Genomic DNA, 14,309 nt, shown 5'->3' on the forward strand with positions numbered 1-14,309 from the left:
CGCGCCGTCACTACCGTGACGGAATGCTGTAACGCCACTCCGTGGCTCTTGTCTAACTGGGGAGGGTTCCGGTACAACTCTCGCCTGTCGGTGGGCTACCCGGGGGCCGGCCCTTGTACCGATTCCGAACACCCCCTGGCTGGCCTTTTCCCTCGTGAAGACGGTTCTTTAGGGCTCTGAACTGGGCTTTTCTTCTGTGCTCTCGGGCTTTGCCTGTCGCGAGCGGGCTACTCCCGGGGCCGGCCAGCTCCTTCGGGGGGACGCCCTCCGGGCGCCTGCCCTGTTCTGTACCGGGCTCCAGTTTTGTCACGGCACCCGCGTCGTTACAAGTCATTGGCCAGAGGATCTGTGACTCTGAGTCAGATAAGGGACTTGCTAGCTGGTCTGAACCAGTGAGGCACTTCTAGCGCCCCAATCGGGCCCTGTACAGGCATCGGGGGCATTTTCTGTAACGCGCCTGATTGACGGTCGCCTGTATCGGGATGATGACCCTTCATATCCTACGTGTTTCCCACTGCAGACGGGGAAGTTGTACCGGGCGCTATCAGCCTGAGCCTGTATCAGAATTGCACGGTCAGGGAATTCCGCCTGATGCCCCGTCTCCCCTCCAGGTTGTACCGGGGATTCATGCTGCGGCGCTTCGAGAATTGTACCGAGAATTCCTTCAGTAGCCGGGCATTCGGAGGCACGGGGTGGCTGCGGTGCCGCCGGCGGGCGGCTCGGCCGGCTGCTGCTCGGCCAGGTGGTGGAGCTCCGGCCCGGGCCCCGGCGGTGCACAGCGGGGCGGGGCCGGTCGCTGACTGGGTTACCTCGGGGGGCGGGCTCGTTGGCCTGGGTGTGAGCGACGAGGCGGCGCCGGTGGACGGCGGCACGATGTACGCCGTCGATGTCGGCAGCGAGCCGTTGCGGCCGTTGGGCATGCAGGCGTGGGCCGTCGAGGGGCAGCGGGCGCAGGTGGTCTTCGCGGCCTCGCACCGGGTCGAGACGTTCGCGTTGGCCGGCGGCCGCGGGCCGGATTCGCACCTGGCCGGGCTGGCGTCCGGCGGGTGGGCGCGGTTCGGTGACTTCGAGGGCTGGGCGGAGCCGGCGGTCGGCTGGTCGGCCGTCCTGGACGTGGCCGGCAACGTCCAGGACGGTGACCGGCCGGGCTGGCGTCTGCTTCTACGAGGGCGGTCTGAACAGCTCGCGCGTCTGGCGCCGTACCGCGCGCCGCCACGGTGCCTTCTTCGCCCTGGCTGGCTGCATCACCGGCCCTTGGGACATCGCGGAGGCGCAGCTGCGGGGGAAATGTACGCGCTGTTGTGCCCGGTGGTGCTGGTCTGAGCTGGGGTGGGGCGCAGCTGCAGCCCGGTGGGGCGGGCGCGCGGCTGGTGGGGGTGGTCAGGCGCCAAGGCCGATGTGGCGGACGTAGGTGTAGGCGCCCCAGTCGGAGTCGAGGTCGGCGATGACGTCGTCCCAGATCTCCTCCAGCTTGCCGATGTCGCCGGCGACCATGGCGTCGACGGCTTCGTCCCAGACGTAGCGGACCTGCAGGGTGCGGAGGCGCAGGTTGTCGCGGCGGCGCGGTTCGTCGACGACGTCCTGGTTGATGGGGTGGATCTCGACCCGGGTGCCCTTGCCGGCGTTGTTGAGGTGCTGCTTGAACGCGCCGGGGTTGTTGAGGATGTTGGCGGCGCGGAGGTTCCAGTAGGCGGTGTCGATGGCGTCGAGGTTGGCGGGTAGGGGGTGTTGCTTGCCCTTGGTCCAGGCGCTGATGGTCTTGGGGACGGCGGTGATGCCGGCGTCGGCCATGGCTTGGGCGCCGCCTTGGGTGGTGGTGAGGTACTTCATGCGGGCGGTGAGGCCCCGGCGGGTGGTGACGGGGGATTTGATGCCGCCTTCGATGATCATCCGTTCCAGGGCGTCTTCGAGGGCGCGGGCGAGGACGATTTTTCCGTGGCGGTTTTCGGGGTCGTCGGCGGCGCCGTATTTGCCGAAGTTCTTCCAGCCGTCGGTCGACATCAGGCGGCCTTCCCGAGGGTGTACTGGGTCTTGAGCTTCAGCTGGGTGGTGAGGCGGCCTTCTTCGAATACCGTGCGCCAGGGGAAATCTCCGGTGATGTGGAGTTCGTCGGTGCCGCGGAGGCGGACGATGGTGAGGCCGTGTTCGTGGGCGCGGTATGCCTTGTACCAGAGGTTGGCGAATGCCTGGCTGCGGAAGATGTGCATCCAGTCGGGTCGGCGGAGGTCGCGGTTGGTGGTGGATTCGCCGATGGTAGAGACAAAAATTGAGTAGATGGCCTTGATGTATTCTTCGGTGACTTTATCGCCTTCGAGGACGGCTTTCTCGCGGGCGGTGGTGAGGACGCGGCGGAACTTCTCCGCGATGTTCTCGGAGGCGCCGGAGGTCCAGGCCTGGGTGATGTACGGGGGATCGCAGAGGTCGAGCTTGTGGCAGCGGATCAGGAGGCGGATGGTGGCGTCGTCCAGGAAGACCGGGCCGGGCTCGCGGCGGTTGCCGATCGGGTCGGGCAGGTGCGGGTGGTGCCAGGTGGGGCGTTCGGGCAGGAGGTAGACGCCGGAGCGCTTGGGGTCGAAGCCGCCGTTGGGCTGGTGGACGAGGGAGCCGATGGGCAGCCAAGCCTTCAGGGCGCTGCAGTAGGCGGCGTTGGTGTCGAGGACGTCGACGGCCACGCTGGTGAGGGTGCCGTCCTTGAGCTGGGTCATGAGTGGGCCGTTCTCCCACTTGTGGCGGCCTTCCCAGATGTCGTCGGCTCCCTTCTTGGTCTTCTTGCTGAGGAATTCGAGGCGTTCGGGATAGACGGTGTGTTCGTAGTTTCCGCCGACTCGGGTTGCTTCGAAGAGGGCCATTGCGTTGGGAATTGCTTTGTTTTCCAGGGCGGCGATGGTGGCCTTGGTGTCGCCGTCGTGTTCCTGGAGGGCCTGGTCGACGACCGAGCTGATCATGTCGAGGTAGTAGCCGTAGTCCCGGCCGGCGTAGTTCCCGCCGTTGGTGCGGGCGGGCCTGGAGGTGGTCGTACGCGGCGCGTGGTCCCGGGTCGGGCGCAGCGGGTGGGTGGGGGGCTGGTCGGGTGTCAGGGTGTCCAGGGCGGCCGCGGTGGCCGGGGTGACCTCGGCGTCGGCGTCGGGCCGGGGCGCAGCGGGGGTGTTCTGGGTGGTGTGGCCGGGGACGGCGGCAGTGGGCCAAGGGGAGGCCGGTGTGGGCGCCTCCGGCGCCGGGTGGTGGGTGGCGTAGGGGTTGCGCGGCAGCGCGGCGCGCGACGCGTCAGAAGGCTCTGCCGCCCTGGTTCTGGGCTAGGAGTCGCCTCAGTTGGGCGAGATCCTGCGAGGGCAGGTGGGTGTAGCCGACGAGGGTGTCCAGGGCGGTGTTGGCGGCGTCGCGACGCTCGCGGGGCGTCATCTGCTCGCACTCGCGGAACACGGCCTGGGCGGTGGTGTCCTGGGTGGCGCGGGCGAGGCGGCGGAAGGCAACGCTGGCGAAGCTGGACACGTCGGGGTCGGTCTGGTCGGCCGGCAGGCCTCCCTCGAACTCGGCCAACATGCCGCACGCGAGTTGCACGAGGCGGGCACAGGTCGCCGGGTCCTCGACCAGGAGCGTGAGTGTCGCGTCCTGGCAGGACGTGCAGGACTCGAGTGCTGCGCCGATGACGGCCCTGAACAGGGCACCGTTGGGGTCCGGGCCGTCGAAGTGCGGCAGCATCGCCGCAGGAAGGCCCGGGTGATTGTGCGTGTCGTTCGAACTGCGGCGGGGTTTGCCCGGCTTCTGACGGCCCATGAGTCCGCCCTCCTCGGTGGCGTGCCGCTGCTCGTTGGGTGAGCGTAGCGACACTCCTTCCTCGGACGGGGGGGCTTCGGCCGTACGCGTCTGAACGGGCCCGAGTTCTGGCAGGTCCTGGCTGCAGTCGAGCGTGGCCTGATCGGTTCGCGTATTGCATCCGACTGGCCGAGATCCCTGCAGGCCTTGTGCCGTCGGTTCGGCCGGTCCGGGTGTTCGTGGCGGATGTGGGCGTCAAGGTCACCGCTGTGCCGAGATCGCGTCACGGTTCTCGCTGGTTTCACTGGTCTGTGGCTCCTCGCGCGGTCCGGCCGAACCGGGCATATCTGACTGCCAGCGTGAGGCTTCGCGGCGCAGTTGCTGGTGGCGCCAGCGGGCGCGCCACCAGGCCAGCAGGTACTTGGGCTCCTGCGGAAGGACGGACTGGAGGGCGATCACGATCAGGCTGAGGGCGAAGCAGCCGAAGGCGAGGGCTGTTACCGGTCCTGGCGCGCCGGTCACGGCGAGTGCGACGGCGGCGATGCCTCCTGCGGTGGACGGGATGACGGGGCGATTGCCAGGATTCATGTGGGTCTCCTGCAGGGCGAGCGCACCAAGGTGGTGCGCGGGGCGTCGGAATCCGGGTTGTGGTGCCCGGCTCCGAGTCCACTCTTCAGCGCGGCAAGGACCCAGTTGTATCGGTGGGTGTCACATCCGGCGGCCATACCGATCGAAGGCCTGCTGCCAGGCTTCGTGCTGCGCGTACTCCACGAGCAGGCCGCTTCGCCGGTGAGCTTCGCCGGCAAGGCACTCGACCACCTCGGCCCGGGTGCCGTCGAGGACGCTGGCGGCCACCGAGGGACCGGGCCAGCGCCATGCGGCCCGGACTTGGGTGACCTTCGCTGCGATGCGCTTGTCGAACTGCCGGGCACGGTGGCGGAACTCGCGGATGCTGCCGCGGACCTCCCGGAGCAGCTTCAGTGTCTCTTCGTCGTGCCCGAAGTCCTTGAACTCGTCGAGGGCGTCGTCGATGCACTTCAGGGTCGCTCGGCGGGCTTCGGCCATGGCGTCGAGCTTCTGCTGGCCGGTGATGAAGCCGAAGGCCTGTGCCTTGTCCGCGGGGAGGTCGAGCCGGATGGGGAGGGAGGGATCTTCGTCGAACTCATGGTTCCAGTCGATGAGGGTGGCTTCGATAAAGCTGGCGACCGTCTCGGACCGCAGTGCTGCCGCCGGGCGGATCAGCGGTGCGATCCCCGGTACTGGCTCTCCGGCGGCCGTGCCCGGACAGCACTGCAGCGGCCACACCGCCTGCCTGTTGCGGTAGGGGAAGGCCAGGGCCCGTCCTTGGGCGACCCAGGCCGCGTAGGGCTCGGGCAGTTCTCCCCGGCCGGCGGGGGCCTGCGCGCGCCAGGCGGCCGGAGTACGCAGCAGCCAGCCGGGGCGGGGCATCAGGTGCTCGGTTTCGGTGCTCTCGCGGCCGACCAGCCAGTCCTCGAAGTCCTGCAGGTCGACGCGGCGATGAGCCCTCCACACCGCGGTGCCGCCGCGTCCGGTCCAGTCGTACGTGGGGCTCTCCCCCGAGAGCGCGGCGGGGTCCTCGGATTGCAGCGCGTCCTGGTACTGCTCGCTCCACTCATCGGCCTGGTCGTGGAGCATCCGCTCTCCGGCTTCCGCGGCGGGGCCGGCGAGCAGGCGGCGGGCAAGGCGGGCGGCGGCCCGGAATCGCTCCGGGGAGTGCCACGCCACGTCCTCCTCCAAGGCGTCGGCCACCAGCAGCAGATGCTCCTGTTCGGGGGTGAGGTGATCGCGCGGCAGCGTCTCGTACATCATGCGGCTGCGGATGGCTTCGGCCTCGACCAGAACCTTCTGCTCCGGGACGGTGCTGGTGACCGCGGTGGTCAGCCGCCACAGGCCGAGCGCCGCGCGATGGCGCAGCAGCGGCATCAAGTCGCCCAGGAAGTCGTCGGTGAAGGGCCCCACGGTCGCGATCGCAGTCATCACCGCGTCGGTCCAGCATCCGGCCCTGGTAGTCCCGGTGGGCGCGTTCGTGCTGCCCGGGCAACTTCAGCCCCGCAGCGCGGGCCCGTTCCAACAGGCCTGCGTCGGCGCGCAGCCGAAGGACTCCGCTCTCCATCGGCTCCCGTCGCCAGCGCGGCGGGGGCGGGTAGCGCAGGACGGTGGAAATGTGGGTGCACCGATCATCCGGGTCGACTTCCTCCTGGGCCTCCACATACTGCGCGAGGAGCCGGCGCACCGCCTCGTCCCGTGACGTTCCCCACCGCCGCGCAACGACGGCCAAGGCCTCCAAAGCGCAGAACGGCAGGCGGACGTTGGACTCCTTGTACACGGGCACCCAGCCAGTATCCGCGCCTCAGCCATACCTGCCGACTGCGGAACACCTCACGGGTCCGAATCGAACCCGTCTCCCTCCCCATGACGCTGCCAGAACCTGACATCACCAACACATCCCAGTAGCGACAGGCCCGCACCAGACCCATCCGGACACACCACGCCCCGCGCCCGCCGGCCTTCAACCCGCCTACGGCAACCACTGCAACACGAGGGCACGGAAAGGGCCATCAAGGCCCGAGTCCGGCGGCAGCCGAACTTCCGCGACCACGGGGTAACCTGCACCTGCCCCCACCCCAGCCACCCCGACCCGGACGGCGGCAGCGGCACGGCCCCGCACCAAGCCGCAGAACCCACGACTTCAACTGCTGCAACGGCAGGTAGTTATCCCTGTAGTTACGACATTCTCAACCTAACTACGGCACAGCACGTCAACCGCATGACATGCCCATGAAATACGGATCCGACACGCCCAAAGCCGCAGCTCACAAAGCCCGACAGATTGTCCTCCGCAGAACTACAGCACCACAGCTCACAGGCTTACTGGTGTTGGAACTAGAAAAAGAACTGACACGGTGTGGCGAGGAGCCAGTAGGCGATGGTCATGACGTCCTTTCACGGTCACCGTCGGCGGCGGGCTCGGTGGCGTAGCGGCTCATCGTGCGCAGGCCGGCCTCGGGGGTCGGCGGCGCGCCGGCGGCGGCCGCGTCCCGCAGGTCCCGGAAGTACTGCAGGTACAGGTCGGGGGTGAAGACGCTGAGCATGACGGCGCTGTGGTCGCTCACGTTGGCGAAGGTGTGCGGGGCGCCGGGCGGGACCATCACGAACGTGCCCGCGCCCGCGTCGTGGTGCTGGTCGCCGACGGTGAAGCGCACCGTGCCGGAGATGACGTAGAAGGCTTCGTCGTGGCGGGCGTGGCGGTGCTGCGGCGGTCCGGGGGTGTGCGGGGCGAGGAGGGACTCGGTCATCGCCAGGCGGTGCCCGGTGTGGCTGCCGTCCTCCAGGACGCGCATGCGCGTGGTGCCCAGGACGATCGTCTCGCCGTCGCCGGGGGCGAGCACCGAGACGGTGGGGCCGGCCTGCGGTTCGCTGGTCTTCGCTGTGTCGGTCATGGTCCGAGTCCACCGCCGGGGCCGGGCCGGTGTCCAAGACCCGTTGCGCCACGCCGATACCCGGGGGGTATCGTCGCAGCGTGGAGCTACGTACCCTGCGCTACTTCGTGGCGGTCGCCGAGGAACTCCACTTCGGCCGGGCCGCGACCCGCCTGCACATGAGCCAGCCGCCGCTGAGCCGGGCGATCAAGCGGTTGGAGCAGGAGAGCGGCGCCCTGCTGTTCACCCGCTCCCCCGCCGGCGTCGCCCTCACCCCGGCGGGGGCCGTGCTGCTGGAGGAGGCGCGGGACCTGCTCGGGCGGGCCGAGCGCCTGCGCGCGCGCGTGGCCGCGGCGGCCGGCGCCGCGACCCTGACCGTCGGCATCCTGGGCGACGGCACCGACCCCGGCATCACCAGGCTGGCGGCCGCCTTCCGCCGCAGCCACCCCGGCGTCGAGATCCGCGTGCGCGACACCGACCTGACCGACCCGACCTGCGGGCTGCGCGCCGCGCTGGTCGACGTCGCGCTGACCCGCGCGCCGTTCGACGACACCGCCCTGGCGGTGCGCGTGCTGCGCACCGACCCGGTCGGCGCGGTCCTGCGCGCCGACGACCCGCTGGCCCGGCGCGGCCGCCTGGAACTGGCCGACCTGGCCGACCGCCGCTGGTTCCAGTTCCCCCCGGGAACCGACCCCCTGTGGCAGTCGTACTGGAACGGCGGCACCCCGCGCGAGGGCCCCGTGGTGCGCGGTGTCCAGGAGTGCCTCCAGGCCGTGCTCTGGAACAGCACCGTCGGCCTGGCCCCGCTCGGACACGACCTGCCCGAGAACCTGGCCGTGGTGCCGCTGGCCGACATGGCGCCCAGCCCGGTGGTCGCGGCGTGGAACGACGGCGACACCAACCCGCTGGTCCGCTCGTTCGCCGAGATCGCGACGGCCGCGTACCGCCAGGGGTGAGCAACGCCAGGTGTGAGCACCTCCAGGTGTGGGGGGACGGCGACCTGCGGGAGGGTGGCGTCCGTCGAAAAAAAAGCGGCCCGGATCCGCCCGCCGTGTCGATCCGCGGCCGCGCCGTTCGACCTGGGATGGAGAGGGCCCAAAGACGGCCCCCGAGCAAGGAGTGACGATGTCGAAGTACATGCTGATCATGCGGGGCACCGACGAGAGCGTCGCGAAGATGATGGAGACGCCCTTCGAGGAGATGCTCGAGACGGTGGGCCGCTTCAACGAGGAACTGATCCGGGCGGGCGTGCTCGTCGCCGCCGAGGGACTGGACGACCCCTCCCAGGGCGTGGTGGTCGACTTCGGCGGACAGGCCCCGGTGGTCACCGACGGCCCGTACGGCGAGACGAAGGAGCTGTTCGGCGGCTTCTACGTGATCGACGTCGCGTCGAAGGAGGAGGCCGTCGAGTGGGCCAAGCGGCTCCCGGCCGTCACCGGCTCGAAGGTCGAGATCCGCCGCGTGCCGGGCATCGAGGAGTTCCCGCAGGACAACGAGTGGATCGCCAAGGAGCGGGCCTGGCGCGAGCGGACCGGCCAGCACTGATGCCCACCACCCCCGACGGCCCGCCGAGCACCGAATCGGCCCGGCGGGCCGCCGAGGCCCTCTGGCGGATCGAGTCCGCCCGGATCGTCGGCGCACTGGCCCGCTACACCGGGGACTTCGCGCTCGCCGAGGACGTCGCCCAGGAGGCCCTCGCCGAGGCACTCGTCAGCTGGGCACGCGACGGCGTGCCCGCCAGCCCGGTGGGCTGGCTGCTGACGACCGCCCGGCGGCGGGCCGTCGACGCCTTCCGCCGCGCCTCGGCCCTCGACGAGCGCTACACCCTGCTCGCGGGCCGGCTCGCCGAGGGCCAGTTCAGCTCCGGCCCGGCGACCGCGTCCGACCCGCCGCACGAACTCCCGTGGGACCCCGACCGGGTCGACGACGACGTCCTCGCGCTCATGTTCACCGCCTGCCACCCGGTGCTCTCCCCCGAGGCCCGGGTCGCGCTCACCCTGCGCGTGGTGGGCGGCCTGTCCAGCGAGGAGATCGCCCGGGCGTTCCTCGTGCCCACCGCGACCGTCCAGGCCCGGATCACCCGGGCGAAGAAGACGATCGCCGCCGCGCGCGTGCCGTTCGAACTGCCGCCGGCCCAGGAGCGGCGCGAACGGCTCGGCGCGGTCCTGAGCGTCCTGTACGTGATCTTCACGGAGGGCTCGACGGCGACCGCCGGCGACCACCTGCTGCGCCCCGACCTCGCCTACGAGGCACTCCGGCTGGCCCGGACCCTGGCCGCCCTGCTGCCCGCCGAACCGGAGGCGTGCGCACTGCTCGCACTGTTCGAACTCACCGCCGCGCGTTTCCCGGCCCGCACCGGACCCGACGGGGAGGCGGTGCTCCTGGAGGACCAGGACCGGCGCCGGTGGGACCGCTCCGCGATCCACCGCGGCCTGGCCGCACTCGGCCGGGCCACCGCCACCGGCCGGGGCCTGGGCCCCTACGGCCTCCAGGCCGCGATCGCCGCCTGCCACGCGGTCGCGCCCTCGGTGCCGGAGACCGACTGGGAACGCGTCGTGCTCCTCTACGAGGCACTCGGCCGCGTGGCCCCCTCCCCCGTCGTCGAACTCAACCGGGCCGTGGCCGTCGCCATGGCCGACGGACCCCAGCAGGCGCTGCACATGGTCGACGAGCTCGCCGCCTCCGGCCGGCTCTCGGGCTCGCACCTGCTCCCGGCCGTGCGCGGCGAACTGCTGACCCGGCTCGGCCGCACCGCCGAGGCCCGCGCCGAGCTGGAGCTCGCCGCCCGGCTGTGCCGCAACACCCGCGAGCGGGCGGTGCTGCTGCGCAAGGCGGCCGCGCTGCCGTGACACCGGGGAAGGGGCGGGGGTGACGGCTGCACGGGTGGTGGTTCCGCAGGCGGCACCCCCCTCGGTGTGGTGCCCACGGGGCGGGAGGGAGCACCGGACGAGTTCACGCAGTGGTCAATGCCGGCCCTGCCGGTGGTGGATAGATTCGCAGGTCATAGCGGGTTTCTCCTTGTCATGACTCGCCCGGCGGGTGCGGCGGAACCGTGCGAGTCCATTGCAACGGGGGACCGGGCGGACGGGTACTGTTCAGGCGACGGAAGGAGACGAGGACGGATGCCCGGAGCCAGGCTGACCCCGCAGGACCGCCACCGGATCGCCGCCGGACTGGCCGAAGGGCTGGGCTACGGCGAGATCGCCCGGCAGCTCGAACGGCCGACCTCGACCGTCACCCGCGAGATCGCCCGCAACGGCGGGCCCTCCGACTACCGGGCCGAACACGCCCAGCGCGCCACCGCGCAGCGCTCCCGCCGCAGCGGCACGACCGCCCGACGGACCGCCGCCGCCACACCGCCGGCCGAGGGCCGCGACCCGCAGGCCGTCCGCGAATTCGCCGACGAGCTGGCCGAGCTGCTGGTGCACAGCGGCCTGCCCAGGATGGCCGCCCGGGTCCTCGCCTGCCTGTACGTCACCGACGACGGCAGCCTCACCGCGGGCGAACTGGTGCAACGGCTGCAGGTCAGCCCGGCCGCCGTCTCCAAGGCCGTCGGCTACCTGGAAGGCCAGGCACTGATCCGCCGCGAACGCGGCGAACAGCAGCGCCGGGAGCAGTACGTCATCGACGACGACGTCTGGTACCGGGCACTGCTGGCCAGCGCCGAGCGGAACACGACGCTCGCCGGCATCGCCCGCCAGGGCGCCGAAACCCTCGGCCCCGGCACCCCGGCCGGCGCCCGGATGGACGACGCCGCGGCCCTCCTGGAGCGGATCGGCCAGGACATCGTGCGCTCCGTGCGGCAGTGGCGCGAGGAGAGCCGGCCCGGATCACGGATCGGCTGATCCCGGGCACCCCCTGCCGGGCGGTCGGGTGAGATGCGCAATGGTCCGGGCGGGTGGGCTCCGCACCCGATCGGGTGCCGTATCCGCGGATCCGCGGCGGGCCTTCGACAAGGCGGCCGCGGCGGGCCGGCCGTCGGCCCCCGGGGCATGCCGACGGCCGGGGCCGTCGGGGACGGGACGGACGGCGATGGCGGGCTCGCGCAAACGACCGGCAGCGGCCGCAAGCGGCTGAACCGGGCCTGTCCGGTGCCCCGTTCCTCCGTGAAAGGCAGCTCTGTCGTGCTGCCGTCACTGCCGATTTCCGTGGAGGACCGCAGTGCACCACCGTTCCCGTTCAGTGGCCAGGGCGCTCGGCTCGGGCGCCGCCTTGAGTCTGGCACTGGCGCTCACCGTGACCGCCTCCCCCGCCCTGGCCGCGCCACCGGGCCCGAGCGCCGAGTCCGATCCCGTCCCCGGCCTGGTGGCCGGGGAGGGCACCGGCGCCCCGCAGTTGGTGACCGGGCTGTCCGAGGCGGCGCCCGGCGCTCCGGTCGAGGCGGCCCGGGCCCATCTCGCGGCCCACGCGGACCGGTACCGGGTCGACCCGGGGCAGCTGGCCGAGCTCGCGGTCGAGCGCACGGCCGCCGACCGGCGCACCGTCAGGTTCCAGCAGTACCACGGCGGCATACCGGTGCTCGGCGGGCAGTACCTGGTCCGCCTCACCGGCGAGGGGGTCGGCCAGCGCGTCGAGTCGGTCGGCGGCAAGTACTTCACCGGGCTGACCGCGCCGACCGCCCCCGCCGTGCCGGACGCGGTGCTGCGCAAGCTGGCGCTCGACTCGACCCAGGACCCGCGCGCCCGGGCCGGGGCCACCGCCGAGGACCGCGGCCTGGTCGTCCTGCCGGGCGGCACCGGCCGACTCGCCCGGCACTTCACCGTGCACACCGCCGACCAGGGGAACGGCGAGCCGCCGGTCCGCGAGGTCTACGCGGACGCCACGCTCGGCGTGGTCGCCCTCGCCCACGACGCCTCGGCCCCGTACCAGGTCGGCGGCGCCGACGACACAGCGGCCGGCGCCGCCCGCGGCACCGCCGCCGCCGAGCCCGCCACCGGGACCGCCCCCGACCTGCGCGGCCGTACCGTGCCGGTGAACATATCCCGCCAGCCGGACGGCAGCTACCAACTCGTCGACCTCACCCGGCCCGCCACCATCACCACCTACGACGCGACCGGACGGGACTACTACGAGGTCAGCGGCCGGCTGCCCGACGGCAGCCTGCCCGTCGCCTCCCCGGGCCCGGACTTCCCGGCCTCCACCGGCACCAGCGGCGCCACCGACGCCCACCTCAACGCCGCCGCCGTGTACGGCTTCTACCACGACCGGCTCGGCCGCGACGGCCTGGACGGCAAGGGCGGCCCGATCGTCTCCGTGGTGAACGTGAGCAACCGCGGCAAGCCCTTCCCCAACGCCGCCTGGGACGGGCAGAAGATGATCTACGGCAACGGCAACGCCAGGTTCCTGCCGTTCTCCGCCGCCCTCGACGTGGCCGGGCACGAGATGACCCACGGCGTCATCTCGCACACCGCCAACCTGATCGGCGACGGCCAGTCCGGCGCGATGAACGAGGGGCTGGCCGACTACTTCGGCAACGCCATCGAGGTCACCGCCCGCGGCATGTCCATGGACGACCCGGCGGCCGCGCTGCTCGGCGAGAACCTGTGCCGCACCGGCACCCCCCAGGACTGCGCGAACCGCCGCCTGGACGACCACCGCACCACCGTGGACGACTACCTCGGCGCCGGCCTCGACCTGGACAACGGCGGCGCGCACCTCAACTCCACCATCTTCAGCGGCGCCCTGTGGGACATCCGGCGCACCCTCGACCCGCTCACCGCCGACCGCCTCGTCTACCGGGCGATGGCCGAATACCTCACCCCGCTGGACGACTTCGTGGCCGGGCGCGACGCGGTGCTCGCCGCAGGGAAGTCGCTCAAGCTCGGCAAGGCCGACCTGCGCAAGGTGGCCGCCGCGTTCGACGCCCACGGGATCAAGGCCGGCTGGCAGAGCCGGCTCGGGACGGACACCCGCCCGCTGCTGCCCGGCACCTCCGCCCCGGTCGGACCGGCCGCGGGCGGAGGCCACTGGGTGATGGGCAACACCGACCCGAACGGCAAGGGCGCGACGGCCCTGTACACCGGCTCCACCACCACCGCCGCCACCCCGACCCGGCTCAGCCCGGACGACGGGCGGATCCACGGCTGGGCCGCCACCGACGGCAAGTCCGCCGTCTGGCTGGCGATCGGCCCCGACGCCACCGGCACCTGGGCGACGGAGGTGCTGACCCGCCCGCTGTCCGGCGGCCCGGTGCGCAGCGTGTTCCACTCCGCCGACCAGTCGCCCGGCAGCGTCCAGGTGTCCGGCGGGGACATCGCCTTCACGGTGACCGACAACGACACCGGCCGCACCCGGGTCCGCCTCTCCCACGACGGCGCCCCGCCCGTGGAACTCCCGCTGCCCGAGGGCCACAGCCTCACGTCCCTCGCGTTCAAGGACGGCCTGCTCGGCTGGATCGAGTCCTGGACGGTGGACGGGGCCGGCGTCCAGGCGCCGACGGTCTACTCGACCGCCGCCGGCAAGGTCACCGCCCAGTACCCGGTGAGCACCCCGAACGGCACCGACCCGCCGTACCTCGCCTCCCCGCTGCTCGCGGGCGACCGGCTGCTCTGGCTGGCCGCCCCGGCCGACCGCACCCGCCCGACCGCCCTGCGCTCCGGAGCCCTGGACGGCTCCGGCGTGCGCGACCTGCTCTCCGCCGACTCGCCGTACACCCCGGCGGACATGGAGCTAACCGCCACCGACCGGGCCGTCACCTTCATGCACCGCAGCGCCCAGCCGAGCAGCGGCTGGTCGAACGCCGCCCTGCCCAAGCTGTACCAGCTGCCGGTCGGCGGCGGCACCCCCGTGCGGGTCTCCTGCAACCGGGGCAGCCAGTTCCACGCCGCCGCCGACCAGGGCACCCGGGTGGTCTGGCTGGACGCCACCGCCGGGCGCAACGACCTCGTGGTCCGCGACCGCCCGGCCGGCACCTGCTGATCCGAGCGCGGCTGCGCGGTTCGCCCCGGTGCCGGCGGGCACCGGGGCGGACGGCGGGGTGGACGGCGGGGTGGACGGCGGATCCGGGGTGGACGGCGGGCGCCTGCCAGCGCGCTGTGCGCGGTTTGCCAGCGGCGGGCCACAGGCTGGGGCCGTCCAGATCACCCGGCAAGCAGAGGGAACCGCATCCATGTCGTC

The 14,309-nt window shown here is 72.0% G+C and carries 12 protein-coding genes; 6 read left to right on the top strand and 6 right to left on the bottom strand.

Annotated features, from left to right (window positions below; translation table 11 throughout):
* The first annotated feature begins 837 nt into the window (after positions 1 to 837).
* Positions 838 to 1,323, top strand: coding sequence for a hypothetical protein (locus OG556_RS00005; protein WP_331742788.1), 486 nt, complete (start codon positions 838 to 840; stop codon positions 1,321 to 1,323).
* Positions 1,324 to 1,380: 57 nt separating this feature from the next.
* Here OG556_RS00005 and OG556_RS00010 read toward each other — a convergent pair whose 3' ends face one another.
* The 6 genes from OG556_RS00010 to OG556_RS00035 all read right to left on the bottom strand — a co-directional run bounded on the left by OG556_RS00010 (position 1,381) and on the right by OG556_RS00035 (position 7,214).
* Entirely contained in the window at positions 1,381 to 2,001 is a 621-nt protein-coding gene (locus tag OG556_RS00010) for a hypothetical protein (protein ID WP_331742790.1), read from the bottom strand.
* Entirely contained in the window at positions 2,001 to 2,945 is a 945-nt protein-coding gene (locus OG556_RS00015; RefSeq protein WP_371515179.1) for a dihydrolipoamide S-succinyltransferase, read from the bottom strand. The genes OG556_RS00010 and OG556_RS00015 overlap by 1 nt, the downstream gene beginning before the upstream one ends.
* A 319-nt stretch (positions 2,946 to 3,264) precedes the next feature.
* Positions 3,265 to 3,828 carry a hypothetical protein gene (locus tag OG556_RS00020; protein ID WP_371515181.1) on the bottom strand — a complete coding sequence of 188 codons (564 nt, stop codon included), beginning with the start codon at positions 3,826 to 3,828 and terminating at the stop codon, positions 3,265 to 3,267.
* A 186-nt stretch (positions 3,829 to 4,014) separates the two neighbouring features.
* Positions 4,015 to 4,341 carry a hypothetical protein gene (locus tag OG556_RS00025; RefSeq protein ID WP_371515182.1) on the bottom strand — a complete coding sequence of 109 codons (327 nt, stop codon included), beginning with the start codon at positions 4,339 to 4,341 and terminating at the stop codon, positions 4,015 to 4,017.
* Positions 4,342 to 4,461: 120 nt separating this feature from the next.
* The gene (locus OG556_RS00030) at positions 4,462 to 5,751 is read right to left on the bottom strand and encodes a hypothetical protein (protein ID WP_371515183.1); all 1,290 of its coding nucleotides are present in this window, start codon (positions 5,749 to 5,751) and stop codon (positions 4,462 to 4,464) included.
* A 953-nt stretch (positions 5,752 to 6,704) separates the two neighbouring features.
* The gene (locus OG556_RS00035; RefSeq protein ID WP_371515184.1) at positions 6,705 to 7,214 is read right to left on the bottom strand and encodes a cupin domain-containing protein; all 510 of its coding nucleotides are present in this window, start codon (positions 7,212 to 7,214) and stop codon (positions 6,705 to 6,707) included.
* An 80-nt stretch (positions 7,215 to 7,294) separates the two neighbouring features.
* Here OG556_RS00035 and OG556_RS00040 point away from each other — a divergent pair, with 80 nt between their 5' ends.
* From OG556_RS00040 to OG556_RS00060, 5 genes are all read left to right on the top strand, one after another.
* Entirely contained in the window at positions 7,295 to 8,149 is an 855-nt protein-coding gene (locus OG556_RS00040) for a LysR family transcriptional regulator (protein WP_371515185.1), read from the top strand.
* 169 nt (positions 8,150 to 8,318) lie between these two features.
* The gene (locus OG556_RS00045) at positions 8,319 to 8,738 is read left to right on the top strand and encodes a YciI family protein (RefSeq protein WP_371515186.1); all 420 of its coding nucleotides are present in this window, start codon (positions 8,319 to 8,321) and stop codon (positions 8,736 to 8,738) included.
* The gene (locus OG556_RS00050; RefSeq protein WP_371515187.1) at positions 8,738 to 10,042 is read left to right on the top strand and encodes an RNA polymerase sigma factor; all 1,305 of its coding nucleotides are present in this window, start codon (positions 8,738 to 8,740) and stop codon (positions 10,040 to 10,042) included. Before OG556_RS00045 ends, OG556_RS00050 begins: the two co-directional genes overlap by 1 nt.
* 273 nt (positions 10,043 to 10,315) lie before the next feature.
* On the top strand, positions 10,316 to 11,038 hold the full coding sequence (locus OG556_RS00055) for a MarR family transcriptional regulator (RefSeq protein WP_371515188.1): 723 nt from the start codon (positions 10,316 to 10,318) through the stop codon (positions 11,036 to 11,038).
* 367 nt (positions 11,039 to 11,405) lie between these two features.
* A complete protein-coding gene (locus OG556_RS00060; protein ID WP_371515189.1) occupies positions 11,406 to 14,111 on the top strand; it encodes a M4 family metallopeptidase in 2,706 nt (901 codons plus the stop codon).
* Positions 14,112 to 14,309: the final 198 nt, after the last annotated feature.

This window comes from Kitasatospora sp. NBC_01300, from assembly GCF_041435235.1.
Taxonomy (GTDB): domain Bacteria; phylum Actinomycetota; class Actinomycetes; order Streptomycetales; family Streptomycetaceae; genus Kitasatospora.

Coding starts and splice junctions, on each gene's coding strand:
- OG556_RS00025 (WP_371515182.1), bottom strand. CDS start 4,341: ATGAATCCTGGCAATCGCCCCGTCATCCCGTCCACCGCAGGAGGCATC.
- OG556_RS00030 (WP_371515183.1), bottom strand. CDS start 5,751: ATGACTGCGATCGCGACCGTGGGGCCCTTCACCGACGACTTCCTGGGC.
- OG556_RS00045 (WP_371515186.1), top strand. CDS start 8,319: ATGTCGAAGTACATGCTGATCATGCGGGGCACCGACGAGAGCGTCGCG.
- OG556_RS00015 (WP_371515179.1), bottom strand. CDS start 2,945: ATGATCAGCTCGGTCGTCGACCAGGCCCTCCAGGAACACGACGGCGAC.
- OG556_RS00050 (WP_371515187.1), top strand. CDS start 8,738: ATGCCCACCACCCCCGACGGCCCGCCGAGCACCGAATCGGCCCGGCGG.
- OG556_RS00055 (WP_371515188.1), top strand. CDS start 10,316: ATGCCCGGAGCCAGGCTGACCCCGCAGGACCGCCACCGGATCGCCGCC.
- OG556_RS00010 (WP_331742790.1), bottom strand. CDS start 2,001: ATGTCGACCGACGGCTGGAAGAACTTCGGCAAATACGGCGCCGCCGAC.
- OG556_RS00035 (WP_371515184.1), bottom strand. CDS start 7,214: ATGACCGACACAGCGAAGACCAGCGAACCGCAGGCCGGCCCCACCGTC.